Here is a 26,333-nt window from a genome sequence, read left to right on the forward strand (position 1 = left end):
GGAGAGTTCTACAGATGCGGTCCGTCCCCCCGGTACTGCCCGCGGCACTGTGTGCTCATCGTTCTTTAGCGGGCTCTTACTTGTCCAGCCGCATTCGCTATGTGTTGTGCAAGTGCAACATCATTGATCATGGGGTGTCCATGATCGGGACCCGGATTGGAACCCGGAGCCCGTCATCCGCGAGGATGGGAGCATGACCGCCCAGATTCTCGATGGCAAGGCCACCGCAGCCGCGATCAAGTCCGATCTGACCGCCCGCGTGGCGGCGCTGAAGGAGAAGGGCGTCACGCCCGGCCTCGGCACGATCCTGGTCGGGGACGACCCCGGCAGCCAGAAGTACGTCGCCGGCAAGCACCGCGACTGCGCGGAGGTCGGCATCGCCTCCATCCAGCGCGAGCTGCCGGGCACGGCCACGCAGGAGGAGATCGAGGCGGTCGTACGGGCGCTGAACGAGGACCCGGCCTGCACCGGCTACATCGTCCAGCTGCCGCTCCCCAAGGGCATCGACGAGAACCGGATCCTGGAGCTGATGGACCCGGACAAGGACGCGGACGGCCTGCACCCGATGAACCTCGGCCGTCTCGTGCTCAACGAGCCGGCCCCGCTGCCCTGCACCCCGAACGGCGTGCTGACCCTGCTGCGCCGCTACGGCGTGGAGATCAAGGGCGCCGAGGTCGTGGTCGTCGGCCGCGGTGTCACCATCGGCCGCCCGATGCCGCTGCTGCTCACCCGGCGCAGCGAGAACGCGACCGTGACCCAGTGCCACACCGGCACCCGTGACCTCTCCGCCCACCTCAAGCGCGCGGACATCATCGTCGCGGCCGCCGGCTCCGCCCATCTGATCCGGCCCGAGGACGTCAAGCCGGGCGCGGCCGTCCTCGACGTCGGCGTCTCGCGCAGCGCCGAGGGCAAGATCGTGGGCGACGTCCACCCGGACGTGGCCGAGGTGGCCGGGTGGATCTCCCCGAACCCGGGCGGCGTGGGTCCGATGACCCGTGCGCAGCTGCTCGTCAACGTGGTCGAGGCGGCGGAGCGCAGTGCCGGCTGAGGACGATCTCCATACCCCCAGGACGCCCCGAGACGCGGAGCCGACGGTCCGTGACGCGATCAGCGCGCCGGACGCCGAGGGCCGCCCGAGGCGGACCACGCGCCGCTTCCCGCTGTTCACCCGGGACACCGCACGCCCCGAGGGCGGCGGCCGGGCCGCTCCCGGCGACGCCCCGGCGCCCGCCCGGCAGTGGCCGATGCTCGTCGTGCTGTCGGCGGTCGGCATCGGCCTGCTGCTGACCGCGCTCGACGTGTTCCGCTACGGGACCCTGCTGATCGGCGCCGCCCTGCTGGCCGGTGCGGTGATGCGCTGGGTCCTGCCGAGTGTCGGCATGCTCGCCGTGCGCTCCCGCTTCACGGACATCGTCACCTACGGCGTCCTGGGCCTGGCGATCGTCCTGCTGGCGATGATGGCCCAGCCCAGGCCCTGGCTGGAGATCCCGTTCCTGAAGGACACCCTGCACTTCACGATGAAGAACTAGGTTCCCCGTTACGACGCGACCGTGGCCCGTACGACGCGACCGTGGCCCGCACCTCCCCCGAGGGGCGCGGGCCACGGTCGTTCTCAGGGCGGGCGGACGCCCGGAAGCGGAGCTCCGCAACGGTGGCCCGTCCCCTCCCCCGAGCAGGGACGGACCACCGCCACGACCCACACTCCTGCACCGGGATCGGCCTGTTCAACGCCTGTCAGTGCGCTGTGGCACGGAGGTGACCGTTCCGCTACGTGACCGGATCCAGGTCACTGCCACGGGAACCGACCGGCCGCCCGGCATCGTCACCCGATCAGAGCGGGCGAACCGAAGAGCCGAAGCATGCCGGGAGGTGCACGATGGGCGGCTGGCAGCCGCTGCCGGACGAGCTCCCGCCGGAAGTACGGCACTTCGTCGAACACCTGCGGCTCCTCAAGGACAGCACCGGCCTCAGCCTGGTCGCGCTGGGCGCGCGCACCGCGTACAGCAAGTCCTCCTGGCAGCGCTACCTCAACGCGGTCCAGCCGCCGCCCCGGCAGGCCGTCGAGGCGCTGTGCCGGGTCGCGGACGTGGCCGGCCCGGACGCCGAACGGCACGCCGTGCGCTGGGAACTCGCGGTCAAGGCCTGGCCCCGCCCGGCGACGGCACCCGAACGCTCCGGGGGACCCGGCGGTGCCGAGGACTACGAGGACGACCCCACGCTTCCCTGGTGGGACCGGCCGGAGGAGGAACGGCCGCCCCGACCGGCCGGAGGCGTGCTGCTGTCCGCGGTCTTACTCCTGCTCGCCCTGCTCCTCGTCGCGGTCGTCGGAGCCCTCGTCTTCGGCTGACCTGAGTGCCCCAAGCCCGCATAATCGGGCTAACGTGTCCAATCGGGACGGTCCGGTGGACCGCGAAGAGGCCGGCGTGCAACGGTGCATGCCCAACGGGCCCTTTGCTCCCGTGCGCCCCCTTCCCGGGAACTGCGATCCTTAGGGGACGCATCCCTGTGGGTAGCCAGAACGGGGACTGGCGGAGGGCGCCACGCGCACGCGGCACAGGGGAAGGCGCGGGGAACAGAACAGCACCAACAGGGGGGAAAGAGGGGGAATCGATGCCTCGTTGGAAAGCCTTGCCGGATGAACTCGATCCGCAGGTCAGGGAGTTCGCAAGCCAACTGCGGCGGCTCGTGGACCGCAGCGGGCTGAGCATCGCGGCGCTGGCCGACCGCACGGGCTACAGCAAGACGTCCTGGGAGCGTTATCTCAACGGCCGACTGCTCGCGCCCAAGGGTGCGATCGTGGCGCTGGCCGAGGTCACCGGCACCAATCCCATTCACCTGACGACCATGTGGGAACTCGCCGAACGTGCCTGGAGCCGTTCGGAGATGCGCCACGACATGACCATGGAGGCGATCAGGATCTCCCAGGCGCGCGCCGCGCTGGGGGAGTTCGGCGGGCCTCCCGCGGGCGCCGGTGGAAGCAAGACGGCCCGCAAGGGCGGCAGTGCGACCGTCAGCCCCGGGATCGCGGGACCGGCGGGTGTGTCCCCGACGATCCCGCCCCAGCCGACGGCACCCGACGCCGACGCCCGGGAGGAGGCCGGGAAGGCTTCCGAGCCGAGTGGCACCAACTCCTGGGGGCTCGCCGGGTACGAGGGCCCGTCGCCGACGAGCCGACGGCCCTCCGGCCAGGCGGCGAAGCCCGAGGCCACGGGGCCGGCTCCGGCGCAGTCCTCCCCGGAGGGCCCCGGCCGGACCACGGCGACTCCGGGCCCGTACGGCGAACCTCCCCGGGCTCCGCGTCCGGGCGGCCCCTCCGGCGCGACGGGCGCGGGCAGGCGGCGGCTGACGATGTTCCTCGCGGGCGTCGTCGGCGCGGCCGTCGTCGTGGCCGCCGTCTTCTTCTTCAACCAGGGCGGTGGCAAGAAGCACGGGAATTCCGCCAAGTCGCCCTCCCCGTCCGCCAGCACCAACGCCAGCCTGCCCGCCGGGGTCAAGTGCAGCGGTGCGGGCTGCACCGGCAAGGACGCCGAGAGCATGGGGTGCAGCGGCGACCTGGTGACCACCGCCAAGTCCGCCGCCGTCGGCGGGGCCGTCCTCGAGGTCCGCTACAGCAAGACCTGTGGCGCGGCCTGGGGGAGGATCACCGGGGCCGCGCAGGGCGACCAGGTCCGCGTCACCGTGGGCAAGGTCAAGGAGAGCGGCGACATCACGACCCCCGGTGACACCATCGCGTACACCCCGATGGTGGCCGTGAAGGACGCGGGTGAGGCGAAGGCGTGCGCCACGCTGGCTTCGGGGCAGACGGGGTGCACCAAGTAGAACGGGGTGCACCGAGTAGAAACGTTCACCTTCGATGGGCGACGGCCGGCACGGCTCCTCGTGCCGGCCGGCGAACCGGCCCGGTGGGACGGTGGGAGAACGATCTTCCGGGACGGCCGGAAAACGATCCCGTGAGACATGCATGGGCGGCCGGATCCTGGGCACGCGAACGGTACCCCCACGGGAGTCCGGAAACCGGTACCCCCAAACGGCGGCCGCCTTCGTCTCACCTCTCCCGGACGGGCGGCCGCCTCCTTTTGTCACTCTGTGGGACGGGCCACACCGACCCGGCCGTGCGGGATGCCGGAGGCGCGATAGCCTGACCGCTGGATCTCTCTTGACGCCAAGAGATCGATCATTCACCCGTGATCGATCATCGCGGCGGGCACCGGCCACAAGCCGGGGCGGGGATCCCGTACCCCAGGGGCAGGGACGCCCCACCGTCAGCTGTCATACGGAGAACGCCATGACCCGCACTCCCGTGAACGTCACCGTCACCGGCGCGGCCGGCCAGATCGGTTACGCCCTGCTCTTCCGCATCGCCTCCGGCCAGCTGCTCGGCGCGGACGTGCCGGTCAAGCTGCGCCTCCTGGAGATCACCCCGGCCCTGAAGGCCGCCGAGGGCACGGCCATGGAGCTGGACGACTGCGCGTTCCCGCTCCTGCAGGGCATCGACATCAGCGACGACCCGAACGTCGCCTTCGACGGCGCCAACGTCGCCCTCCTCGTGGGCGCCCGCCCGCGCACCAAGGGCATGGAGCGCGGTGACCTGCTCTCCGCCAACGGCGGCATCTTCAAGCCGCAGGGCAAGGCCATCAACGACCACGCCGCGGACGACATCAAGGTCCTGGTCGTCGGCAACCCGGCCAACACCAACGCCCTGATCGCCCAGGCCGCCGCCCCGGACGTACCGGCCGAGCGCTTCACCGCGATGACCCGCCTCGACCACAACCGCGCGCTGACCCAGCTCGCGAAGAAGACGGGCTCCACGGTCGCCGACATCAAGCGCCTGACCATCTGGGGCAACCACTCCGCCACCCAGTACCCCGACATCTTCCACGCCTCGGTCGCCGGCAAGAACGCCGCCGAGGTCGTGAACGACGAGAAGTGGCTGGCCGAGGAGTTCATCCCGACCGTCGCCAAGCGCGGTGCCGCGATCATCGAGGCCCGTGGCGCCTCGTCGGCCGCCTCCGCCGCCAACGCCGCCATCGACCACGTGCACACCTGGGTCAACGGCACCGCCGAGGGCGACTGGACCTCCATGGGCATCCCGTCGGACGGCTCCTACGGCGTCCCGGAGGGTCTGATCTCCTCCTTCCCGGTCACCACCAAGGACGGCAAGTACGAGATCGTCCAGGGCCTGGACATCAACGAGTTCTCCCGCGCCCGCATCGACGCCTCCGTCAAGGAGCTCGAGGAGGAGCGCGAGGCGGTCCGCTCCCTCGGCCTCATCTGAGCCGTCCGGCAGTCCGCTTCTGTCACGAGCCCGCACGGGCCCTGTTCCGGTTTTCTTCCGGAACGGGGCCCGCGCCCGTTTTCGCCGCTACCGTCAAGAGCGGTACACAGCAGGGTGATTCGGGGGGTTCGCGATGAGCGAATGGGACGGCAGCGGTCAGGACAGCCACAGCTCGGGTTCGGGGCCGGAGCACGAGCCGAGCGAGGAGAGAGGCCAGGCCGCCTGGTCCGCGCACGGGCCGGACTCTCCGCCCCCGTGGGCGTCGGCCCAGACCCGTACGGACCCGGCACCGCCGCCATGGGCGGGCCCGCGCCCGGACGACGAGGCGGCCCGTGCGGCGGCCGACCCGCCGCCTCCGGCCACCGCACACGGCGCGGGCGAGGGGCCGCCGCCGTGGCCGGCCGGAGGGGTCACCCAGGGGCCCCCGGGGCTCTCGGCCGACCGCCGCCCCGCCGCCACCCCACCCCCGCCGCCACCCCCATGGGCGTCCGCCGAGACCCAGGTCGGCGCGCCGGCACCCCCGTTCCATACGCCGCCCCACATGGCACCGCAGATGCCGCCGCAGGCACAGCCCCACGCACAGCCCTATGTACAGCCCCAGGCACAGCTCCAGCCGCAGCAGCCCCAGGCCTGGGTCCCGGCTGCGTCCTTCCCGGCCCATCCGTACACCCCGCCCGGCGCCCCGCGGCGCGGCCCCGGCCGGGTGCTCCTCGTGGTCACGGTCATCGTCGTCGCCGCAGGCTCCGGTCTCGGCGTCTGGTTCCTCAACCGCGACGACGGCACCGGAACCGGGGCGAGCCCCTCCACGAGCGTCTCCGCCGGAGCCTCGACGCCGGGAACCTCGCTCCCGTCACAGACCCCCGAGAGCCCGCAGGAGACCCCGCAGGAAACCCCGCCGGCCTCGACGCCCGCCTCTTTGCCGGCCGCCGGCTACCGCACCGCTCAGGACCCGGTCGGCTACACGCTCAACGTGCCCGACGGCTGGACCCGTCGGCAGAAGCGGGGCGAGAAGGCCGTGGTGGTCTTCTACGACTCCCCGTCCGACGGCCGCCAGCTGCAGATCTTCGAGCTGTCGGAGTCCACCCCGGCCGAGTCCCTGGACCTGGCCGAGAACGACTCCACCTACGGCTACTCCAACCAGCCCGGCTACCAGGCGGGCAACCGCACCTCGGGCGACACCTGGGTCGAGCTGTCGTACCGCTACGACGACAAGGACAAGGGCGCCCGCCAGGTCATCGACCACCGCTTCCAGGCGGCCGACGGCACGCTCTACGCGATCCGCTCCAGCGGCCCCGGGGAACTGTCCGCCGACCAGGTCCGCGAGCCGCTCGACGCAGCCGTGGCCTCCTTCTGCCCGGCGGACTCCCAGTGCGGACAGTGATCATTCCAGCCCGCGCTTGCCCGGCGCCCAGAACGGCTTGGTGAGCACCGCGCGCCGGTCCCAGCCCGCCTCCCGGACGAGCACCTGCCGTACCGCCTGCACGGTCCGCGCCTCCCCGGCGACGTACGCCACGCCGCCGGGCGCGGGGCCGAGCCGCCGTACCGCCTCCGGCAGTGAACTTCCCCCGCGGACCAGCCAGTCGAGCCGTCCGGCATGGGCGAGAGGCAGCCGGTCCGCCGCCGTCTCCGTCTCGACGCACCCCGAGATCCGCGCCCCGTCCGGCAGCGCAGCAAGCATGGCCCCGAAGGCGACCGAGGCCGTCTCGTCCCCGACGAACACATGGTGCGCGGCCTCGGGACGCAGTACGAACGACCCCTCCGGCCGGCCCAGCCGCACCTCGTCGCCGACCCCGGCGGCCCGTCCCCACCGCGCCCCCGGTCCGTCGCCCGGATGGTCGAGCACGCACAACTCGACGGCGCCGGCGGGATCGTGGCGCCACACAGAGTACGTACGCCGGGTCAGCGCGCCGCCGACCAGGACCCGTACCTGCTGTCCGGGCCGCACGGTCAGCCCGGCGAGCGCGCCGCCCTCGATGCGCAGGCGCCGCATACGGGCGGCGACGGGTTCGGCCTCGGTGACGGTGCCGCGGAGCATCAGCAGGTCGAGGACGGGGTTCAGCAGGGCCGGCACGGACAGTCTCCTTGCGGGGAAATGACGTCAACTCATGGGAATGCGGCGGCGGTTGTGCGTCAGGAGGGCGCCGAGCGCGACAGTACGCGTTCCCCGCCGGACGCGACAGTGCGCGCGTCCGGACGGCCGCCGTACCCCGCGACGACGACGGCCGTCGCGGCCGGCACCACCAGGGCGACCGTGCGCAGGGCCGGGCCCATGCCGTCGATGAGGCCGGTGTGGGAGGCCAGGACCGTTCCGGTGACCGCGACGCCCAGGGCCGCGCCCGTCTCGCGGGCCGTGGTGCCGAGACCGGAACCGAGGCCCGCCTGGTGGGGCGGGAGCGAGGTGATGACGCCGAGGGTCAGGGCGGGCATGGACAGTCCGGTGCCGGCCGAGATGACGAGGAGCCAGCCGGCATAGGCCCGTCGGCACGCGCACCGCCGCTGTTGTCCGTCAGTCTCAGATGGACGGAGTGGGCCGCGAGGAAGGTGCGCGTCGCCTCGTCGGCCGGCTCCCTGGCGCTCGGGCCGCCGTCGTCCGCCGTGGCCGCCGTGACCAGGGCGGGAGACAGGAGCAGGACGGCGCTCAGGGTCGCACAGGCCGGCGTTCTCAGGGCCATCGCGTCGCCTCCGTGATCACACGCCTCTCGGTCAGCCTACTTTTGGACCGTTTTGTCCGCACGTTCCGTGAGGTGGCGCACTTTCCGGCATCGATTGCGCATGCAATCCGGCGGTCGGGGCAGGCGGCCTCCGTCCCCGAGAGTGACACAGATGTGACACAGGGGAACGGAACAGGAACGGAAGGCATCACCGAACATGGCGGACAGAACGGCACGACGGGCGACGGCGACCATCCATGCGGGAGGGGAGTGGCTGGACGCGGTCTCCGGCGCGACGCGCGAGATCATCGACCCCGCGGACGCCCTGCCCTGCGCGGTGGTCGCCGAGGGCGACGAGAAGGACACGGAGTTCGCGGTGGCCGCCGCCCGCCGTGCCTTCGACACCGGGCACTGGCCCCGCACGCCCGTCGCCGAGCGGACCGCGCTGCTGCGCCGGGTGGCCGACCTCCTCGTGCGCGACCGCGAAGAGCTCGGTCTGCTGGAGAGCCGGGACGCGGGCAAGACCCTTGAAGAGGGCCGCGTCGACATCGACTGCGTCGCCGACGCCTTCCGCTACTACGCCGACCTCGTCGCCGCCGAGGCCCCCGGCCGTGTGGTCGACGCGGGCTCGGCCGACGTGCACAGCGTCGTCGTCCACGAACCCGTCGGCGTCTGCGCGCTGATAACGCCCTGGAACTACCCGCTTCTGCAGGCCAGCTGGAAGATCGCCCCGGCGCTCGCCGCCGGGAACACCTTCGTGATCAAGCCGAGCGAGATCACCCCGCTGACGACGATCGCCCTGATCGAACTGCTCGTCGAGGCCGGGCTGCCCGCCGGAGCCGCCAACCTCGTCACCGGGCCCGGCCATTCGGTCGGCGCCCGGCTCGCCGAGCACCCCGACGTCGATCTGGTCTCCTTCACGGGCGGCCTGGTCAGCGGCACCAAGGTCGCCCAGGCCGCCGCCCCGACCGTCAAGAAGGTCGCCCTCGAACTCGGCGGCAAGAACCCCAACGTCGTCTTCGCCGACGCCTGCGCCACCGACGAGGGCTTCGACACCGCCGTCGACCAGGCCCTCAACGCCGCCTTCATCCACAGCGGCCAGGTCTGCTCGGCCGGCGCCCGGCTGATCGTCGAGGAGCCGCTGCGCGAACGCTTCGTCGCCGAACTCGCCCGCAGGGCGGGCCGGATCCGCCTCGGCCGGGGCACCGAGCCGGGCGTGGAGTGCGGCCCGCTGGTCTCCGAGCAGCAGCGCGCCAAGGTGGAGACGTATGTCGCCGCGGCGCTCGCCGAGGGCGCGGTCCTGCGCTCCGGCGGCAAGCGGCCCGAACCCGCCGCGACCAGGCCCGAGGCGGGCTACTTCTACGAGCCGACCGTCCTCGACCGGTGCCACCGCGAGATGAAGGTCGTCCGCGAGGAGGTCTTCGGACCGGTCCTCACCGTCGAGACCTTCCGCACCGAGGACGAGGCCGTGGCCCTCGCCAACGACACCGAGTACGGCCTCGCCGGAGCCGTCTGGACCACCGACGCGGGCCGCGCCCGGCGCGTCGCCGGGCGGCTGCGCCACGGCACCGTCTGGATCAACGACTTCCACCCCTACCTCCCGCAGGCGGAGTGGGGCGGCTTCGGCAAGAGCGGTGTGGGTCGCGAGCTGGGACCCGCCGGTCTCGCCGAGTACCGCGAGACCAAGCACGTCTACCACAACCTCGCGCCGAAGCCCGTGCGCTGGTTCGCCGGCTGAGCCCCCGCCCCCGGCCCCTCTCCCCGATCCCTCCGGAGCAAGAACCCCCATGCCTGAAACGCCCGAAACCCCCCACGTCTACGACTATGTCGTCATCGGCGGCGGCACCGCGGGCTCCGTCATCGCCTCCCGTCTCACCGAGAACCCCGACGTCACCGTCGCCGTCATCGAGGGCGGCCCCAGCGACGTCGGCCGTGACGACGTCCTCACCCTGCGCCGCTGGACGGGTCTGCTCGGCGGCGAGCTCGACTACGACTACCCGACCACCGAGCAGCCGCGCGGCAACTCCCACATCCGGCACAGCCGCGCCCGTGTCCTCGGCGGCTGTTCCTCCCACAACACACTCATCGCCTTCAAGCCGTTGCCGTCCGACTGGGACGAGTGGGAGACGGCCGGCGCCAAGGGCTGGGGCGCGGTGCCGATGGAGGCGTACTACGCCCGTCTGCTCAACAACATCGTCCCGGTCGGCGAGAAGGACCGGAACGCCATCGCCCGCGACTTCGTCGACTCCGCGCAGAAGGCGCTGGGCGTCCCCCGCATCGAGGGCTTCAACCGCAAGCCGTTCACCGAGGGCACCGGCTTCTTCGACCTCGCCTACCACCCCGAGAACAACAAGCGCTCCTCCGCCTCGGTCGCGTATCTGCACCCGGTGATGGACAAGCGCCCCAACCTGACGATCCTGCTGGAGACCTGGGCGTACAAGCTGGAGCTGGACGGCACCCGCGCACGGGGCGTGCATGTGCGCACCGAGGACGGCGCGGAACTCCTGGTCCGGGCCCGCAGCGAGGTCCTGCTGTGCGCCGGCGCGGTCGACTCGCCGCGTCTGCTGCTGCACTCCGGCATCGGCCCGAAGGCGGATCTGGAGAAGCTCGGCATGCCCGTCGCGCTCGATCTGCCCGGCGTCGGCGAGAATCTGCTCGACCACCCCGAGTCGGTGATCGTCTGGGAGACCCACGGCCCCCTTCCGGAGAACTCCGCGATGGACTCCGACGCGGGCCTGTTCGTGCGCCGTGACCCCGAACACGCGGGCCCGGACCTGATGTTCCACTTCTACCAGGTCCCGTTCACCGACAACCCGGAGCGCCTCGGCTACCGGCGGCCGGAGTTCGGCGTCTCGATGACCCCCAACATCCCCAAGCCGAAGAGCCGCGGCCGGCTCTACCTGACCAGCGCGGACCCGGCCGACAAGCCCGCACTGGACTTCCGCTACTTCACCGACGAGGACGACTACGACGGCCGCACCCTCGTCGACGGCATCCGTATCGCCCGCGAGATCGCGAAGACCGAGCCGCTGGCCGGCTGGCTGAAGCGCGAGGTGTGCCCCGGCCCGGAGATCACCGGCGACGAGGAGCTGAGCGAGTACGCCCGCAGGGCCGCGCACACCGTCTACCACCCGGCGGGCACCTGCCGCATGGGCGCGGCCGACGACGAACTGGCCGTGGTGGACCCCGAGTTGCGTATCCGGGGCCTCGACGGCATCCGCATAGCCGACGCGTCCGTCTTCCCGACCATGACCGCCGTGAACCCGATGATCGCGGTGCTCATGGTCGGGGAGAAGGCAGCCGACCTGATCGGAGGTGAGGCCTGATGGCTCTCACGATCCCCACCCGCAAGCCGCCCACCGGCGACTCCACCGAGACCCCCGTCTTCTGCGTCGAGGGCCTGTGGAAGGTCTTCGGCCCCAAGCCGGAGCGCGTCCCCGCCGACGCCGAGCTGGCCGCCCTGCCGCCCGCCGAACTGCGCTCCCGCACCGGCTGCACGGCCGCCGTCCGGGACGTCTCCTTCGACGTGCGCAAGGGCGAGGTCTTCGTCGTCATGGGCCTGTCCGGCTCCGGCAAGTCCACGCTGGTGCGCTGTCTGACCCGGCTCATCGAGCCGACCGCGGGCTCGATCGCCATCGACGGCGAGAGCGTCCGCGCCATGGACCGCGCCCGGCTGCGCGAACTGCGCCGTCACCGCACCGCGATGGTCTTCCAGCACTTCGGTCTGCTCCCGCACCGCACGGTCCTCGACAACGTGGCGTACGGTCTGGAGATCCAGGGCGTCGGCAGGTCCGAGCGCCGGGCGCGGGCCCAGAAGGTCGTCGCCAAGGTCGGCCTGGAAGGCCTGGAGAAGCGCCGGCCCGGCCAGCTGTCGGGCGGTCAGCGCCAGCGCGTCGGGCTGGCCCGCGCACTGGCCGTCGACCCCGAAGTGCTGCTCTTCGACGAGCCGTTCAGCGCCCTCGACCCGCTGATCCGGCGCGACATGCAGGACGAGGTGGTCCGGCTGCACCGGGAGGAGGGCCGCACGATGGTCTTCATCACCCACGACCTGGCCGAGGCCCTCAAACTCGGCGACCGCATCGCCCTCATGCGCGACGGCCGCGTCGTCCAGCTCGGCACCCCGGAGGAGATCGTCGGCTCCCCGGCCGACGACTACGTCCGCGAGTTCGTCCGCGACGTCCCGCGCGAGCAGGTCATGACGGTCCGCACGGCGATGCGGCCCGGCGACTGCGGCGGCCCGGAGCACCCCGGCGCGCTCGCCCCCGACGCCGTCGTCGCCGACGCGATCAAGGCCGTGGCCCGCAGTGGGAAGGCCGCCTGCGTCATGGACGACGGACGGTGCCTGGGGGTGGTGGACCACGAGCGGCTGCTCGATGTGGTCGCCGGAACGGAGCTGCCCAGGGAGGTGGCCTGATGGCCACGGTTACCGCCGCCGCTCCCCGGATCGCGCTGCCCGGATTCCTCCGGCGCCCCGCGGCCCGCAAGCTTGTGCTGCTCGCCCTCGCCGCGGCCGTGCTCGTTCCCCTCGCGGCCGCCCGCTGGGCGAGCGGAACCTGGCCGCACGCCCTCACCGTCGACCTCTCCCGGCCCCTCACCGATGTCGGCGACTGGGTCATCGACCACCGGGACAGCCACCCCCTCTTCCTCTACTTCTTCGGCTACATCAGCAACGCGGTCGTGCTGTCCGTGCGCGCGGTGTACCTAACGCTGCTGGCCGCGGGCTGGGTCGGCGTCACGGCCTTCGGCGCGCTGGTCGCCTGGCGGGTCGCCGGCGTCCGCCTCGCGCTGGGCACGGCCGCCGCGTTCCTGGTCTGCGGTCTGCTCGGCATGTGGGTGCCGACCATGCAGACGCTGGCGCTGATGGTGGTCGCCGTGCTGGCGTCCGTGGCCGTGGGCGTCCTGCTCGGCCTCGCCGCCGGGCTCTCCGACCGCCTCGACCGCGCACTGCGCCCGGTCCTGGACACCATGCAGGTGCTCCCGGCGTTCGCCTACCTGCTCCCCGTCGTCCTGGTCTTCGGCATCGGCGTCCCCGCGGCCGTCCTCGCCACCGTCGTCTACGCCGCCCCGCCGATGGCCCGCCTCACCGCGCTCGGCCTGCGCGGCGCCGACCCCGAGGTCCTGGAGGCCGTGGAGTCGCTGGGCGCCACGGGCCGCCAGCGCCTGCTGACCGCCCGCATCCCGCTGGCCCGCAAGGAACTCCTCCTCGGCCTCAACCAGACGATCATGATGGCGCTGTCGATGGCCGTGATCGCCTCGGTGATCGGCGCCGGCGGCCTCGGCGACCGCGTCTACCAGGCGCTCGCCTCCGTCGACGTGGGCGCGGCACTCGCCGCCGGAATCCCGATCGTGCTGCTCGCCGTCGTCCTGGACCGGGTGACCGGCGCGGCAGGCGAGAAGCTCGGCGAGGGCGTGGGCGAGCGCGACCTGCGCCCCTGGGCCTACGGCGCGCTCGGCATCGTCGCCGCCGCGCCGGCCGCACGTTTCGCGGGCCGCCTCGACTGGCCGTCCGGCTGGGTCTTCAACCTCGCCGAACCGGTCAACCACGTCGTGGACTGGATGACCGCGCACCTCTACTCCGGCGTGCCCTACATCGGTGGCACCGCCGACTGGGCCGGCCACTTCACCACCTGGGTCCTTGACCCGATCCGCGACGGCCTGCAGTGGCTGCCCTGGTGGTCGGTACTGCTGATCGTCGCCGCCCTCGCCTGGGTGATCGGCACCTGGCGCACCGCCCTGACCGCGGTCCTCGCCATGGCCGCGATCGGCGTGCTCGGCGTGTGGAAGCCGTCCCTGGACACCCTGTCCCAGGTGCTCGCGGCCGTCGCCGTCACCCTCGTCCTGGGCTTCGCGGCCGGCATCGCCGGCGCCCGCAGCGACCGCTTCGAGCGGGCCCTGCGCCCCGTCCTGGACGTCTTCCAGACGATGCCGCAGTTCGTGTACCTGATCCCGGTCGTCGCACTGTTCGGCGTCGGCCGCGCCCCGGCCGTCGCCGCGGCCGTGGTCTACGCGCTCCCCGCCGTCGTACGGATCACCGCGCAGGGCCTGCGCCAGGTCGACCCGGCCGCGTTGGAGTCGGCCCGCTCGCTCGGCGCGACCGGCCGCCAGCAGCTCTGGCAGGTCCAGCTCCCGCTGGCCCGCCCGGCGCTGCTCCTCGCCGTCAACCAGGGCGTGGTCCTGGTCCTCGCCGTCGTGGTCATCGGCGGCCTGGTCGGCGGTGGCGCCCTCGGCTACGACGTCACCTTCGGCCTCGCCCAGGGCGACCTGGCCACCGGACTCGTCGCCGGCGCGGCGATCGTCTGCCTCGGCCTGGTGCTCGACCGGGTGACGCAGCCGACGGAACGCCGCGCGAGGAAGGGAGCCTGACATGCGCCGTACGAAGATGACGACGATCGCCGCCGTAGGCGCCCTGACCCTGGCCACCGGCTGCGGCGCGGCCGACATGACCAAGCAGGCGTCGCCCTTCGCCAACGCCCAGGGTGCGAAGACGGTCACCCTGTCCGTGCAGTCCTGGGTGGGCGCGCAGTCCAACGTGGCCGTGGCCCAGTACCTCCTGGAGCACAAGCTCGGCTACCGCGTCGACACCGTGCAGGTGGACGAGATCCCCGCGTGGGACGCGCTCAGCCAGGGCCGGGTGGACGCGATCCTGGAGGACTGGGGCCACCCCGACCAGGAGAAGCGGTACGTCACCGACAAGAAGACGATCGCCAAGGGCGGCGACCTCGGAGTGACCGGCCACATCGGCTGGTTCGTCCCGGCGTACCTGGTGAAACAGCACCCGGACATCACGAACTGGAAGAACCTCAACAGGTATTCGTCCCTCTTCCGCACCCCGGAGAGCGGCGGAAAGGGCCAGCTGCTGGACGGCTCCCCGTCCTACGTCACCAACGACAAGGCGCTGGTGGAGAACCTGAAGCTGGACTACCAGGTGGTCTTCGCCGGCTCCGAGGCGGCCCAGATCACCCAGATCCGCCAGTTCGCCAAGGAGAAGAAGCCCTTCCTGACCTACTGGTACTCACCCCAGTGGCTGTTCAAGAAGGTCCCGATGACCGAGGTGAAGCTGCCCCCGTACAAGGACGGCTGCGACGCGGACCCGAAGAAGATCACCTGCGCCTACCCGCACACCCCGCTTCAGAAGTACCTGAACACGGACTTCGCGAAGTCGGGCGGCAAGGCGGCGTCCTTCCTGAAGAAGTTCAAGTGGACGACGGAGGACCAGAACCAGGTCTCCTTGATGATCGCCGACCAGAAGCTGACTCCGGAGAAGGCGGCGGAGAAGTGGGTGGAGGGCCACGAGTCGGAGTGGAAGGCGTGGATTTCCTGACCTGAGCGGTGAGCCGAAGACGCTCCGCACAAAAGGGGCCCGAAGCCGCCCTGTGCCCCCACGTGGCCAGGCGCGAAGAAACCCCGCCAGGGACTGCCTGGCGGGGTTCGACCTCATCGATCTGTCGAGATCACTCTTCGTTCAAGGCAGCTCGCAGGTAGGCGATCAGATCACCGGTCGGTACCTCGACCCAGTCGGCCCCGGGCACCCCTACGCGCATGACCTCATAGAGTTCCTCGTTCACCTCGTCCACCAGAACCTGACGGCTCCTTGCGTCCATCGCATCCACACGCAGGCGCACGGCACCGTGCGTGATGGTCGGGAACATGTCCCGCAGCACGTCGTCCGCGCGGAGGCGGCGCAGGAGGTTCCATTGGTTCCGGTAGAAGTCGGACGACAGGAGTTCGGTCCACTGCGAGGAGGTGGGCTCTCCGCGTTCGAGCGCCCCGACGAATTCGTCGAGCTCCAAGAACCCGAATCTCTCCGCCAGCTCGTCGAACGGTATGCCCTCCCGCCATGCGGCGAGCGCTTCCACAAGCAGTCCGAGGTCCCCCGTCGAGCCGATCTCCCAGTCGAACCCGGGAATACGGACACTCAACCGGAAAAGACGTTCCTCGGTCGCAGGATCGACCGACAGGAAACCCCTCGCCGTTTGGATGCTGACGACGTCGACGGCCCACGGCGCCAGCCCGGTGTCGCATCCGCGCAGCTGTGCCGCCTCTCGCATGGCCGGCCCAAGGCCACCCGACGCAGTCACGTCCGGGTACAGGGCTTGCCGATTGGTTTCCATGTTCGTCGGATTCCTCAGCAGTGGTGGCAGTAGTTGAATTTGCCCCCGTCTACGGGCTTAAGTTTCCCCAACTTTGACAGATCCGGCATATCTATCGGTTTGAGCTCCACGGCGCCATCGGTACCCTTCGGATAATAGAACTTCACCGAACTCCACGTGCGTTGACCATTGGCGACGGCTCTCGCGATCAAGGACATCTCGTAGTCCGTGGCAGCTGCTCCGGCTTCACCACCCAGCAGGCCGCGCTCGGCAGCGTCCATGAAGCTTCCGTGTAGTTCCAGTCCCGTCATGTTGACGTGCAACTCCACGTTCGGGTCGGCGATGGCCTTCCTCACCAGCGCACCGAAATCTTGCGCGCTCGCGATGGAGAAGGTGGTGAACTTGTTCCCGGGAAGCCGAGCCCACTCGTCGAGCGCCCCCTTTCTCTGCCACCCCAACGCGACCTTGCAGTTGTGGACAAGGATCGGGGTGGCGCCCGCGAGCACGAAGAACGTGTGCAGGTCGTCGACGGTGAGGTCGTAGACCGTTCGGGGAGTCAGGCCCGAGCGGTCGAGGAGGGCGGTCACCGGGTGGACGGAGCCGTCCGGTGTGCGCAGCCGGTCGCCGACGCGCAGGTCGGAAACCAGCGTCCACCCGCGGTCCACCACATAGAACCTGTGGCCGGCGGTGCTGGCCAGCTCCCCTGCGTCGGCAACAGTGATGTCCACCAGCCGCTGGGTGTCGTGCTTGAAGGTGTCGGTCACCTGCCGCGTCTGCAGCCGGCCGGTGGCCGGATCCATGGCCGCGAGACGGTCCCCCACACCCACCTGGCTGATGGGCCGGCGTGAGCCGTCCGCCATGAGCACCTCGGTGGCGGCGGGGAAGCTGTTGGTCTCGCAGGCGACGCGGTACTCCTCGGAGATGCGCGCCGACCGCTCGATACCCGCCAACGCGTCTGCGTCGATGCGCAGCGTGCGCAGCGCCTTCAGCGCGTCGGCGACTCCGATGCCGGTGCGCATGGCGGCATCCACGGCGCGCACCGCGTCCGCGATCGGCCGGACGGCCTTGCCCGCGAACAGGCTGGCGACGTCGAGAGCGGCCCAGCCGCATCCGCCCCAGTTGCCCCCGCCGCCCGAGATCTTGAGCATCGAGCCGATCTTCTTGCCGCAGTCGATCCAGCTGCCGAAGAGGATGTCGATCGGGTCGATGTTCGCGTTGAATTCCGCGATCGTGATGGTGTGTGTGACCTCTTTGGTCATCTCCTCGGACGGCTGCTGGCCGAGGTACACCGCATCAGCGGTGGCGCAGATGTTGTACGCCGGGTTGAGATCTTTCGTGGTGCACAGGTAGAGGTTGAGGATCGCCTTGTAGGTGATCTTCGCGGTGACGGTGCAGTCGCCCGTGTAGACGATCCTGCTCTTCCAGTCGTCGCAGGCCGACGTCTTGGACAGGGTCTTCGGCTCGCCGACGTTCTCGTAGTGGTCGACGACGTAGAACACGTTGCCGATGTGGCCGGCCGAGTCGAGGATGGTGCCCGTCTGGACCTGCTTCCCGTTCTCCTTGTTCTGGGTCTCGGTGGCGGCTTGCTGGGCTTCCTTGGCGTACTTGTCGGCGTCCTTGGCTGCTTGTTCGGCTTCGGTGGCTGCGGCGTCGGCGCGGGTTGCGGCGGCGCGGGCGTCCTTGGCGTCCTGTTCGGCCTGGGAGGCGGCGGCGCGGGCGGCCGATGCGTCGAGTTCGGCCTGGTCGGCGGAGGCGCGGGCGTCCTTGGCGTAGCCTTCGGCGTTTCCGGCTGCCTTGTCGGCTGCTGCGGCGTCTTCGGCGGCCTGTTTGTCGTAGTCGATGGTGCGGGCCAGCGAGGCGGCTGCCTTGGATGCCGCGGCGGCGGCGTCGGCGGCGTAGCCGAGGGCCTCCTTCGAGTAGGTGCGGGCGTCCGCGGCGTACTGGGCGGCGTTGGCCGCGTGCTGGTAGGCCTCCTTGGCGTCGCCCTGTGCCTGGTCGGCGAGGTTCTTGGCGGCCTGGGCCTCGGCGGCGGCGTTCTTGGCGTGGGCGTCGGCGACGGCCTGCTGCTGGTCGGCGATGGACTTGGACGCCTGTCCGGTCAGCACGACCAGGCCGGCGGCGGAGTCGGTGTCGACGTAGGGGGAGCCGAGCTGGATCGCGTCGTTGGCGGGGGCGGCGACCTGTTCGGCTGCCTTGCCGGCGTCGACGGCGGCCTGGGCGGTGACGTGGGCGTAGCCGGCGGCCTTGGCGGCGGCGGCAACGGCCTTGACGGCTTCGGCGTTGGCGGCGTCGGCCTGGGTCTTGGCGTCCTTGGCGTGCTGTTCGGCCTCGTCGGCGAGTTTGACCGCGGTCTTGGCCTCTGCGGCGGCGTCCTGGGACGCCTTGATGGCGTCGGCGACCGCGGCCGTCGCGGTCTTCACCGCGGCATCCGCCTTCAGCTTGTCGGCCTGCGCCGCATCCGATGCGGCGCGGGCACGCTTCGCGGCCGCTTCCGCACGCGTGGCTGCGGCGTCGGCTTCGGCTGCGGCCTGGGTGGCGGCGTCAGCCTCGGCGCGGGCATTGCCCGCCGCGGTCTCCGCGTCATCGGCGGCCTTGTCCGCGTCATTCGCGGCGGCGCGGGCGGCGTCGGCGCCCTCGTGCGAGTCCAGGGAGTCGGCGTAGGCGGTCTTGGCGTCAGCCTTGGCGCGTAGGGCGTCGGACTTCTGCTTGGCGTCCCAGGCGTCGTCGCGCATGTCCCGGGCGTGGTCGCTGGCCTTGACCGCGTCGTCGCGCCGGTCCTCGGCGGTCTTCTCGGCGGTCTCTGCCTTGCCCTTGGCCTCGCTGGCCTTGGTGGCCTCGGACTGCGCGTTGGTCTTGTGCTGAGCGGCCTCGGCCTGCTTGGCCGCCGCGTTCTCCTTCTCGGCCTTGGCCGTCTTCTCCTCGGCCTCCGCGGCGAGTCGCTTGGCGTGCGCGTCGGCGGCGGCCGCCTTCGCGTCACCCTCGGCCGTGAGCGCGACGGTGAGCTTGGCCTCCGCGGTCTCCTTGTCCTTCTTGGCGTTGTCGCGGTGCACCTTGGCCGCGTCCGCCGCCGACTTCGCCTGCCACTCGGCGGTCTTCGCGGCCTCCTTGCGGAACTCGGCCTTGGCCTGCGCGGCCTGTGCGAGAGCGCGCTGCGCGATGGTCGCGCTGTCCCCGGCGGAGGCACGGGTGGCGGCGTCAGCCGTCTCACCGGCCTTCACCAACGCGGTCAGCGCCGCGACCGCACCCTTGGTCACCTGTGCCTTCTGCTGACCCACCAGCAGACCCCGGCCCCTCGGCGCACCGTTGGCGTCCGCGGTGGTGTAGGCGGCCTGCAGCGCGGTGTCGGAGCTGGTCGCGGCCTTCTGCGCGGCGGCCAACTGCGCCTTGATCACGGCCAGCTGGCTCTTCGACCCGGCCTGCGCCGAGCTCACCGCGCTCTTCGCCTTGGTGAACTGCGCCGTGGTCGGGTAGCCGAGCTTGTCATCACCGGTGTGCCCCTTGGGCACGATGCGCAGCTTCTGCGAGGCCGAGCTGTTGCAGCCCAGCAGCGAGGAGTTCTTGCTGTTGTCGAACGAGGGCAGGTTCAGGCACTTGTCCGTCGCGGCGTTACGGAACACGCCTGCCGCCCGTACATCGAAGTCCCACTGCTGCGCCTTGCTGCCGTTGCAGCTCGAGACCTGGATCTTCGTACCGTCGGCGTTCTTGCCGCCGGCCACGTCCAGGCACTTCAGCGACTTGGTGTTCGCCAGGGCGTAGCCGCCGTCGTAGGACCCCCACAACTGCCACTCCTGCGCCGAGCCGCCGTTGCAGGTGTAGACCTGGACCGCGGTGCCGTTGGCCGTGCCGCCGCCCTCCACGTCCAGGCATTTGCCCTTGGCGCCGGGGATCTCGATGGTCAGCGGGGCGTCGCCGATGTAACCGATACCGCCCGCGGACCAGTAGTCCTGCCAGCGGGTGGCGTGGTCGGCGATCCAGGAGTGCCCCAGCATCTCGCCCAGGGCCTTGGTGCCCTTGGTCAGCGCGTCGACCGCGGCCTTGTTGGCGTCGAGGATCTGGTTGCGCTGAGTGGCCTGGGAGGCAATCTCCTGCTGCCACTCGCCGGCCGCGGTGGAGGTGATGTCGCCCAGCACACCGTTCGGATCCAGCGGATCACGCCAACCACAAGCGGCGAAACGGGACTTCACGTCCTCCACCGCGATCCGGTACTCGGGCGTGCCCGGCTGCGGTGCGGTGCGCGGGAAGCCGCCCGAGGCCAGGAAGATCCGCGCGTCGTCCGCACCCGGGTTCGCACTGGGACGGCCGTGCATCCACTCGAACGCGGCATGCTCGGCCAGCGCCCGGTTCCACTCCTGCTGCGTCGTACCCGCCGGGTTCGGGTCCTGCCCGTACAACGGGCCGCCCACCTGGTCGACGGCCTTGAGGGTCTTCTCGTCGGCCGCCGGGGTCTCGTCGTCGTAGAAGTCGGAGTCGGTCTTCCAGTACCGGTCGGAGATCCACGACGTCAGACCGGTCTGCCCGTAGAACGACTGCTGACCGTCGTTACTGGTACCCGGCGGCCAGTGGAACCCGGTCTCCGTGAACCCGCCCGGCGTCGCCAGACCGTCCAGCGGCTTCTTCCAGGAGTCCTGGAGCGCGGACAGCGCCGCGCCCTCCTTGCTCGCCGCGTCCTTGTCCGCCTTGTAGGCGACGGCCAGCGGTGTCTTCTCCCAGTTCTTCCGGTCGGCTGCGACATGCAGCTTCTCCGGAGTCTGGTTCAGGCCGTTCTGCGCGGTCGCGGCCATCGACGTGCCGCCCAGCCGCAGCACGTCGGTCATCAGGCACTGGTCCTGGCGCAACTGCTCGGCAGCCGTGTCCTCGTACCAGGGATAGGAATCACTCGCCGGCTCGGCCCGCAACGGCGACGCACCGGGCTGGACCGCCAGCCCGGCCAGCACCGCCAACGCCACGGCGGAGGTGGTCACAAACCCTGAACTGCGTGATCTGGCCAGGCCGGACCATGGTTTGGAACGCAAAGAAGCATCCTTGTCTTCGTCAAGGGGGATGCGTGCCGGGAGAGCAGCCGAAGAACAGCCGAAGTGCAGCCCAGAAGCCGTACGAACGGGTACGGCGGCATGACGAAGCGAACCATCCCCGTGAGCGACAGTGTTCCCCCGGTCGCTGATAGATGTGCACGGACGCGGGCTGGTCAGGCCCGGTCATACGCGGACACCTTATGCACACGCCATGCACACGTAAAGTCCCACCTGGATGTCAAGTTGGCTCGCCGGGGGCATCCGTGCTGGTCAAGGCTGGGGGCGATGAGCAGAGCCGGTGAGCAGCCGGGTTTTTGTGATTGTCCTGTGCTCTTGCCAAGAGGTACGGGGGAGGCGGATGCAGAGTGCGTTCGTACTGGTCCATGGAGCTTTCGCGAACTCCTTCTGCTTCGCGCCGCTCCAGGCCGAACTGGGCCTGCTGGGGCACCGGTCGGTCGCCGTCGACCTCCCCGGGCACGGCTTCGCGGCCGACTGACCGCGCGCCTACCAGGCGCCGCAGGATCCCGACGGGTTGGCTGCCGCACCCGGTTCGATCAAGGGCGTCACGCCGGCCGGCAACGCGGCGCACCTGATCGGGACCCTGGAACGGGCCAAGGAGAACGGCCCGGTCATCCTCGTCGCGCACAGCCGCGGCGGGATCCCGGCGACCGCCGCGGCCAGCGCGAGGCCGGACCCGATCGACCGCAGCGTGTACGTCTCAGCCCGGTGCCCGGTTGATCTGGACCTCAGCGACTACTGCGCGGAACCGTAGATGGCGACAGTCGACGCGGCCTCTCCGACGGCGGCGCTCACCGGAAATCCCGCCGAACTCGGCCCGCTGCGCGTCGACTTCCGCACCGCGGACCCGGCGGCTCTCGCCGCGTTCAGGCGGCTTTTCTGGCCGACGGCACCGAGGAGCAACTGCTGGTCCTCCTCAAGGGCACCGCCAGCAAGTCCCTCGCCCCCGGCCTGCGGCTGGCCTGGATGGTGCTGCCGCCGTCCCTCGTGGAGGAGTGCGCGGCGGCCAAGGGCCGGGTCGACAGCTGCGGGGTGCTGGACCAGCTGACCCTGGCGGAGTTCATCACCTCAGGGGCGTACGACCGCCATGTGCGCTCCGCCCGCCTGCTCTACCGGCGCCGCCGGGACGCCCTCGTGGCGGCCGTCGGCGCCCGCGCGCCCGACGTCCGGGTCACCGGCATCGCGGCCGGCCTGCACGCCGTCCTGCGGCTGCCGCCCGGCACCGAGCCGTCGGTCGTCCAGGCAGCCGCCTGGCAGCGCCTCGCCCTGCACGGCCTCGCCTTCTACCGCCACCCCCGGGCCACGACCGAGCCGCTGGACGCCCTGGTCGTCGGCTACGGGACACCGCCGGACCATGCGTGGGCTGGGACGCTGGAGGCGTTGTGCCAGGTGCTGCCGTGACGGGCCGGGCGCGGTACGGCAGCCATTGCCGCCGGTCCGCGCCCTGGGCCAGACCCAGGGGCGTCAGGAGCGCGGCCGGGTCGGTTCGGCGACCGGGGCGGGGTTCGCCGTCGGGGCCTCGCCGAAGCGCGCCAGCAGCAGCGCGCCCGCCACCGCCACCACGAAGCCCAGCACCGCCAGCCAGGTCAGCCCCTCCCGCGTGCGGTCCCCGAGCCACACCACGCCCACCGCCGCCGGGCCGATCGTCTCCCCGATCACTATCCCCGCGGTGGCTGTCGTCACCGAACCGCGCTGCAGGGCCGACGTCAGCAGCAGGAACGCGGCGCCGCCGCCGAGGAGCAGGGCGTAGGTGGCGGGGTTGGTGAGCAGATCGGACGGCTTCAGCGAGTCGATCAACCGCACCGCCACCTCCACCACCCCGAATCCGAACCCGGCCCCCAGCCCGAGCAGCAGCGCCCGCCCGCGGCCCGGCAGCCGCCCGCCGACCGTCCCGAGCAGCAGCACGCCCACCGCCGTCCCCAGCATCGCGTACTTCAGCGCCGCCGAACCGCCCCGGTCCCCCTCCGTCCCGGACGCCAGACCGAGCATCGCCAGCCCGGCGCACACCACCGCGACCGCACCCCACTCCACCCCGCTCAGGCGCACCCGCAGCAGCTTCGCCGCGACCACCGCCGTCACGGCGAGACTGGACGCGAGGGCCGCGCCGACCGCATAGATGGGGATCGACCGCAGCGCCGCGATCTGCAGCAGGAAGCCGAGCCCGTCCAGCGCCAGCCCGGCCAGATACCGCCACTGCCGCAGGGCGCGGAGCAGCAGCGCGGCGTCCCCGCCCCCACCCGTGTCAGCGGCCTCCCGCGTGGCCATCGCCTGCAACACCGTCGCCGTACCGAAGCAGACCGCCGCGCCGAGGGCGCACAGCATTCCAAAGAGCACAAAGCGACTGTAGGGGAGCGGGAAAACCCGGGGGGTCCCCGGGGTGCCGCCCGCACCGATCTCTAGGCTGACCGGACAGCAACAAGGAAGCAGCCAACGGGGGACACACGAACATGGCCAGCACGCGCCGGCAACTGCGCTCCGGAACCGTCGTCCTCGGCGGCATGGGCCTCCTCGCGGCGGCCCTCACCGCCTGCTCGTCCGAACCGGACAAGCGCTGTGTGGACCGCGACAGCTACAACCTCGCCAAGGGCTACAAGGTCGTCTCCGACAAGAACTGCAAGTCCACCGGGTCCACCAAGGTCGGCAGGTCCACCAGGGTCACCAAGGTCTCCGTCAACGGCGGCTGGTACTACGGCGGCAAGAAGAAGGACGGCTGGGTGGACGGCGGCTCCTTCACCAGGCCCGGCAAGGGCTCGGGCGGCGGCTCCTCGGACGACGACAGCCACCACAGCGGCGTCCATCGCGGCGGCTTCGGCGGCGGCAAGGGCAGCTCCGGCGGCTGAACGAGGCACGTGACATGGAACGCCGCACGATCGAACCCCGCCCCGGCTGGCAGCGGACCGTCGAGGAACAGGGACTGATCTACCCGCTCACCCGCCAGGCCGACGGCTCGCTGCGCCCGTACTGGGACGAGAGCGCGTACTACGCCTTCACGCTCGACGAGGTCGAGGCGCTGGAGGAGACCGTCGAGGAACTGCACCGCATGTGCCTGGCGGCCGCGGACCACATCGTCACCACCGGCCGCCTCGCCGACCTCGGGATCACCGACCCGCGGGTCGCGCAGGCGGTCGCCGAGGCCTGGCGGCGGCGCGCCGAACTGCCCTCCGTCTACGGCCGCTTCGACCTCCGCTACGACGGCGCGGGCCCGGCGAAGCTCCTGGAGTACAACGCCGACACCCCCACCTCCCTGGTCGAGGCCGCCTCACCCCAGTGGTTCTGGATGGAGGACCGCTTCCCCGGCGCCGACCAGTGGAACTCGCTCCACGAGCGCCTCGTCGCAGCCTGGAAGAAGCAGGCCGCCCTCCTCCCGCCCGGCAGTCCCCTGTACTTCGCGCACTCCTGCGAGGACGAGCTGGGCGAGGACCTGATGACCGTCGCCTATCTGAAGGAGACCGCGGAGCAGGCCGGAGTGGACACCGACTGGATCTCCATGGAGGAGATCGGCTGGGACCCGCTCTCGGGCCGCTTCGTCGACAACCGGCTGCACTTCATCCGCAGTTGCTTCAAGCTCTATCCCTGGGAGTGGCTCACCACCGACGCCTTCGCCGGCCATGTCCTCGACACCCTCGACAACGGCGGCGGCACCGGCAGCACCCTGTGGATCGAGCCCGCCTGGAAGATGCTGCTGAGCAACAAGGCGCTCCTGGCGATCCTCTGGGAGCTGTACCCCGGCCACCCCAACCTCCTGCCCTCCTACCTCGACGGCCCGCGCGAGCTCGCCGCCACCACCGGCTACGTCGCCAAGCCCCTCCTGGGACGGGAGGGCGCCGGCGTGACCGTCCACGAGCCCGGCACGGAGCCCGTCGTACGCGAGGAGGCCTGCTGCTACCAGCAGCTGGCCCCGCTCCCCGCCTTCGACGGCAACCACGTCGTCCTCGGCGCCTGGGTCGTCGAGGACGAGTCCGCCGGACTGGGCATCCGCGAGTCCTCGGGCCTGATCACGGACGAGTACGCCCGCTTCCTGCCCCATGTGATCCTTCAGACGCCCGGCACGTGATCCTCCACACGCCCGGCACGTGATCCCTCAAGCACCCAGCACGCCACGCAACTGGTCGAGGCCCCAGTCCAGGTCCTCCTTGCCGATCACCAGCGGCGGGGCGATCCGGATCGTGGCGCCGTGGGTGTCCTTCACCAGGACACCCCGGTCCATGAGCTGCTCCGACACCTGCCGCCCCGTCCCGGCCCGCCGGGCGATGTCGACCCCGGCCCACAGCCCGCGCCCCCGCACCTGAGTGACCTTTCCGGTGCCGAGCAGCGCGCCGAGCTCGCGGTGCAGATGCGCGCCGAGCTCCGCGGACCGCGCCTGGTACTCGCCCGTCCGCAGCATCGCGATCACCTCCAGCGCCACCGCACAGGCCAGCGGATTCCCGCCGAACGTCGACCCGTGCTCGCCCGGCTGGAACACCCCCAGCACCTCCGCGCTCGACACCACCGCCGACACCGGCAGGATCCCGCCGCCCAGCGCCTTCCCGAGCACATACATGTCCGGTACGACGCCCTCGTGCTCGCAGGCGAAGGTCCGCCCGGTCCGGCCCAGCCCCGACTGGATCTCGTCCGCGATGAACAGGACGTTCCGTTCCCGCGTCAGTTCCCGCACCGCCGGCAGATAGCCCTCCGGCGGCACGATCACCCCCGTCTCGCCCTGGATCGGTTCCAGCAGCACGGCGGCCGTGTTCTCGGTGAGCGCGTCCCGCATCGCGGTCAGGTCCCCGTAGGGCACGATCTCGAAGCCCGGGGTGTACGGCCCGAAGTCCGCCCGTGCCTCCGGGTCCGTGGAGAAGCTGATCACGGTCGTCGTACGGCCGTGGAAGTTGCCGCCGGCGACCACGATCTTCGCCATCTCCGCGGGCACCCCCTTGACCCGGTAGCCCCACTTCCGGGCCGTCTTCACCGCGGTCTCCACGGCCTCCACGCCCGTGTTCATCGGGAGCACCATGTCCATGCCGCACAGCTGCGCCAGCTCGGTGCAGAACGCGGCGAACCGGTCGTGATGGAAGGCCCGGGACGTCAGCGTCACCCGCTCCAGCTGCGCCTTGGCCGCCGCCACCAGCCGCGGGTGCCCGTGCCCGAAGTTCAGCGCCGAATACCCGGCCAGCAGATCGAGATACCGCCTCCCCTCGACATCCGTCATCCAGGCGCCGTCCGCGGTGGCCACGACCACCGGCAGCGGGTGGTAGTTGTGCGCACTGTGGGCGTCGGCGGCGGCGATGAGCGTCTCCGTAGCGTTCAC

18 protein-coding genes and 3 pseudogenes are annotated in these 26,333 nt (G+C 71.3%); 15 read left to right on the top strand and 6 right to left on the bottom strand.

Features of this window, described 5'->3' with window-relative positions; all coding sequences use genetic code 11:
- The first annotated feature begins 193 nt into the window (after nt 1–193).
- From Q8A52_RS07970 to Q8A52_RS07995, 6 genes are all read left to right on the top strand, one after another.
- On the top strand, nt 194–1,048 hold the full coding sequence (locus Q8A52_RS07970; protein ID WP_316747539.1) for a bifunctional methylenetetrahydrofolate dehydrogenase/methenyltetrahydrofolate cyclohydrolase: 855 nt from the start codon (nt 194–196) through the stop codon (nt 1,046–1,048).
- Nucleotides 1,038–1,529, top strand: coding sequence for a DUF3017 domain-containing protein (locus Q8A52_RS07975; RefSeq protein ID WP_316747540.1), 492 nt, complete (start codon nt 1,038–1,040; stop codon nt 1,527–1,529). The genes Q8A52_RS07970 and Q8A52_RS07975 overlap by 11 nt, the downstream gene beginning before the upstream one ends.
- A gap of 347 nt (nt 1,530–1,876) precedes the next feature.
- Nucleotides 1,877–2,347: a helix-turn-helix domain-containing protein gene (locus Q8A52_RS07980; protein WP_316747541.1), complete on the top strand. Its 471-nt coding sequence runs from the start codon at nt 1,877–1,879 to the stop codon at nt 2,345–2,347.
- Nucleotides 2,348–2,610: 263 nt separating this feature from the next.
- Nucleotides 2,611–3,819 carry a helix-turn-helix domain-containing protein gene (locus Q8A52_RS07985; RefSeq protein ID WP_316747542.1) on the top strand — a complete coding sequence of 403 codons (1,209 nt, stop codon included), beginning with the start codon at nt 2,611–2,613 and terminating at the stop codon, nt 3,817–3,819.
- 466 nt (nt 3,820–4,285) lie between these two features.
- On the top strand, nt 4,286–5,275 hold the full coding sequence (locus Q8A52_RS07990; RefSeq protein ID WP_316747543.1) for a malate dehydrogenase: 990 nt from the start codon (nt 4,286–4,288) through the stop codon (nt 5,273–5,275).
- 133 nt (nt 5,276–5,408) lie between these two features.
- Entirely contained in the window at nt 5,409–6,656 is a 1,248-nt protein-coding gene (locus Q8A52_RS07995) for a hypothetical protein (RefSeq protein WP_316747544.1), read from the top strand.
- On the opposite strand, the gene Q8A52_RS08000 is transcribed toward Q8A52_RS07995, so the two are convergent.
- Both Q8A52_RS08000 and Q8A52_RS08005 read right to left on the bottom strand, forming a co-directional pair.
- Nucleotides 6,657–7,346 carry a siderophore-interacting protein gene (locus Q8A52_RS08000; protein ID WP_316747546.1) on the bottom strand — a complete coding sequence of 230 codons (690 nt, stop codon included), beginning with the start codon at nt 7,344–7,346 and terminating at the stop codon, nt 6,657–6,659. It lies immediately after the preceding gene.
- 59 nt (nt 7,347–7,405) lie between these two features.
- Nucleotides 7,406–7,747: pseudogene (locus Q8A52_RS08005) on the bottom strand (MFS transporter); the annotation flags it as partial.
- Nucleotides 7,748–8,143: 396 nt separating this feature from the next.
- On the opposite strand from Q8A52_RS08005, the gene Q8A52_RS08010 reads away from it, so the two are divergent.
- Genes Q8A52_RS08010 through Q8A52_RS08030 form a run of 5 tightly spaced genes read left to right on the top strand, consistent with a single transcriptional unit; the run spans nt 8,144 to nt 15,247 of the window.
- Nucleotides 8,144–9,664, top strand: coding sequence for an aldehyde dehydrogenase family protein (locus tag Q8A52_RS08010; RefSeq protein ID WP_316747548.1), 1,521 nt, complete (start codon nt 8,144–8,146; stop codon nt 9,662–9,664).
- 49 nt (nt 9,665–9,713) lie between these two features.
- Nucleotides 9,714–11,252 carry a GMC family oxidoreductase gene (locus Q8A52_RS08015; RefSeq protein ID WP_316747550.1) on the top strand — a complete coding sequence of 513 codons (1,539 nt, stop codon included), beginning with the start codon at nt 9,714–9,716 and terminating at the stop codon, nt 11,250–11,252.
- Entirely contained in the window at nt 11,252–12,340 is a 1,089-nt protein-coding gene (locus Q8A52_RS08020) for a quaternary amine ABC transporter ATP-binding protein (RefSeq protein ID WP_316747552.1), read from the top strand. The genes Q8A52_RS08015 and Q8A52_RS08020 overlap by 1 nt, the downstream gene beginning before the upstream one ends.
- Complete coding sequence (locus Q8A52_RS08025; RefSeq protein ID WP_316747554.1) at nt 12,340–14,289, top strand: ABC transporter permease; 1,950 nt, start codon at nt 12,340–12,342, stop codon at nt 14,287–14,289. Before Q8A52_RS08020 ends, Q8A52_RS08025 begins: the two co-directional genes overlap by 1 nt.
- Before the next feature lies 1 nt (nt 14,290).
- Nucleotides 14,291–15,247 (top strand): ABC transporter substrate-binding protein, encoded by a 957-nt coding sequence (locus Q8A52_RS08030; RefSeq protein WP_316747555.1) that lies wholly within the window; start codon nt 14,291–14,293, stop codon nt 15,245–15,247.
- 130 nt (nt 15,248–15,377) lie between these two features.
- Here the strand turns inward: Q8A52_RS08030 and Q8A52_RS08035 are convergent, their stop codons facing one another.
- Together Q8A52_RS08035 and Q8A52_RS08040 are read right to left on the bottom strand one after the other, a co-directional pair.
- Nucleotides 15,378–16,037: a hypothetical protein gene (locus tag Q8A52_RS08035; RefSeq protein ID WP_316747557.1), complete on the bottom strand. Its 660-nt coding sequence runs from the start codon at nt 16,035–16,037 to the stop codon at nt 15,378–15,380.
- A gap of 14 nt (nt 16,038–16,051) precedes the next feature.
- Nucleotides 16,052–20,830: an RICIN domain-containing protein gene (locus tag Q8A52_RS08040; protein ID WP_316748711.1), complete on the bottom strand. Its 4,779-nt coding sequence runs from the start codon at nt 20,828–20,830 to the stop codon at nt 16,052–16,054.
- A gap of 556 nt (nt 20,831–21,386) precedes the next feature.
- On the opposite strand from Q8A52_RS08040, the pseudogene Q8A52_RS08045 reads away from it, so the two are divergent.
- Nucleotides 21,387–21,964, top strand: a pseudogene (locus Q8A52_RS08045) (alpha/beta fold hydrolase); the annotation flags it as partial.
- Nucleotides 21,956–22,447 (top strand): annotated as a pseudogene (locus Q8A52_RS08050) (PLP-dependent aminotransferase family protein); the annotation flags it as partial. The pseudogenes Q8A52_RS08045 and Q8A52_RS08050, both read left to right, overlap by 9 nt.
- A gap of 63 nt (nt 22,448–22,510) precedes the next feature.
- Here the strand turns inward: Q8A52_RS08050 and Q8A52_RS08055 are convergent.
- Nucleotides 22,511–23,368 carry a DMT family protein gene (locus Q8A52_RS08055; protein WP_316748713.1) on the bottom strand — a complete coding sequence of 286 codons (858 nt, stop codon included), beginning with the start codon at nt 23,366–23,368 and terminating at the stop codon, nt 22,511–22,513.
- 125 nt (nt 23,369–23,493) lie between these two features.
- On the opposite strand from Q8A52_RS08055, the gene Q8A52_RS08060 reads away from it, so the two are divergent.
- Together Q8A52_RS08060 and Q8A52_RS08065 are read left to right on the top strand one after the other, a co-directional pair.
- Complete coding sequence (locus Q8A52_RS08060) at nt 23,494–23,886, top strand: hypothetical protein (RefSeq protein ID WP_316747559.1); 393 nt, start codon at nt 23,494–23,496, stop codon at nt 23,884–23,886.
- Nucleotides 23,887–23,900: 14 nt separating this feature from the next.
- Nucleotides 23,901–25,100 (top strand): glutathionylspermidine synthase family protein, encoded by a 1,200-nt coding sequence (locus Q8A52_RS08065; protein WP_316747561.1) that lies wholly within the window; start codon nt 23,901–23,903, stop codon nt 25,098–25,100.
- Between the two features lie 27 nt (nt 25,101–25,127).
- Here the strand turns inward: Q8A52_RS08065 and rocD are convergent, their stop codons facing one another.
- Nucleotides 25,128–26,333 carry an ornithine--oxo-acid transaminase gene (gene rocD / locus Q8A52_RS08070; RefSeq protein WP_316747563.1) on the bottom strand — a complete coding sequence of 402 codons (1,206 nt, stop codon included), beginning with the start codon at nt 26,331–26,333 and terminating at the stop codon, nt 25,128–25,130.

Origin of the sequence: Streptomyces herbicida (assembly GCF_032656585.1) — a bacterium.
GTDB classification, from domain to species: domain Bacteria; phylum Actinomycetota; class Actinomycetes; order Streptomycetales; family Streptomycetaceae; genus Streptomyces; species Streptomyces herbicida.

What these genes read in the sequence shown, in the direction of transcription:
- Q8A52_RS08055 (WP_316748713.1), bottom strand. Translation starts at nt 23,368, where the DNA reads ATGCTGTGCGCCCTCGGCGCGGCGGTCTGCTTCGGTACGGCGACGGTG.
- Q8A52_RS07995 (WP_316747544.1), top strand. Translation starts at nt 5,409, where the DNA reads ATGAGCGAATGGGACGGCAGCGGTCAGGACAGCCACAGCTCGGGTTCG.
- Q8A52_RS08040 (WP_316748711.1), bottom strand. Translation starts at nt 20,830, where the DNA reads ATGACCGACGTGCTGCGGCTGGGCGGCACGTCGATGGCCGCGACCGCG.
- Q8A52_RS08025 (WP_316747554.1), top strand. Translation starts at nt 12,340, where the DNA reads ATGGCCACGGTTACCGCCGCCGCTCCCCGGATCGCGCTGCCCGGATTC.
- Q8A52_RS08065 (WP_316747561.1), top strand. Translation starts at nt 23,901, where the DNA reads ATGGAACGCCGCACGATCGAACCCCGCCCCGGCTGGCAGCGGACCGTC.
- Q8A52_RS07970 (WP_316747539.1), top strand. Translation starts at nt 194, where the DNA reads ATGACCGCCCAGATTCTCGATGGCAAGGCCACCGCAGCCGCGATCAAG.
- Q8A52_RS08030 (WP_316747555.1), top strand. Translation starts at nt 14,291, where the DNA reads ATGCGCCGTACGAAGATGACGACGATCGCCGCCGTAGGCGCCCTGACC.
- Q8A52_RS07990 (WP_316747543.1), top strand. Translation starts at nt 4,286, where the DNA reads ATGACCCGCACTCCCGTGAACGTCACCGTCACCGGCGCGGCCGGCCAG.
- Q8A52_RS07985 (WP_316747542.1), top strand. Translation starts at nt 2,611, where the DNA reads ATGCCTCGTTGGAAAGCCTTGCCGGATGAACTCGATCCGCAGGTCAGG.
- Q8A52_RS08035 (WP_316747557.1), bottom strand. Translation starts at nt 16,037, where the DNA reads ATGGAAACCAATCGGCAAGCCCTGTACCCGGACGTGACTGCGTCGGGT.
- Q8A52_RS08020 (WP_316747552.1), top strand. Translation starts at nt 11,252, where the DNA reads ATGGCTCTCACGATCCCCACCCGCAAGCCGCCCACCGGCGACTCCACC.
- Q8A52_RS08010 (WP_316747548.1), top strand. Translation starts at nt 8,144, where the DNA reads ATGGCGGACAGAACGGCACGACGGGCGACGGCGACCATCCATGCGGGA.
- Q8A52_RS08015 (WP_316747550.1), top strand. Translation starts at nt 9,714, where the DNA reads ATGCCTGAAACGCCCGAAACCCCCCACGTCTACGACTATGTCGTCATC.
- Q8A52_RS07980 (WP_316747541.1), top strand. Translation starts at nt 1,877, where the DNA reads ATGGGCGGCTGGCAGCCGCTGCCGGACGAGCTCCCGCCGGAAGTACGG.
- Q8A52_RS08060 (WP_316747559.1), top strand. Translation starts at nt 23,494, where the DNA reads ATGGCCAGCACGCGCCGGCAACTGCGCTCCGGAACCGTCGTCCTCGGC.